Below are 266 nucleotides of genomic sequence, written 5' to 3'. Positions count from 1 at the left end.
GCAAGACCTGATGCGCCCTTTTAAAAATGGACAAGTCAGTACTGCCTTTGTCAAACCGGTAGGTATCGGGAAAAAACTGCCCTTCCGGATGATCCACTGGCAAGGTCAGGGCCGCAATGAGTTCAGCGTCACTCATGCTGGCAGTGGTATGCTGCAGCTCCGGTGTAGCATTCAAAGCCAAACGCATTTGCGCAAAGGTCCAACCCTCGATAATGGCAATCTGCTGATGTGTGACATCACCACTGGTCAGTTTGTCGAGCAATTGC

General features: G+C 51.1%; 1 protein-coding gene. It reads right to left on the bottom strand.

Annotated elements, in window-relative coordinates:
• The coding region (locus ACZ3HH_RS30275) for an endolytic transglycosylase MltG (RefSeq protein WP_465810297.1) at positions 1–266 on the bottom strand (266 nt) is incomplete at both ends.

Source organism: Pseudomonas sp. PME37.24/025 (assembly GCF_055556615.1).
The sequence above is the reverse complement of the archived record's forward strand: the minus strand, read 5'-3'. Positions and strand labels throughout refer to the sequence as shown.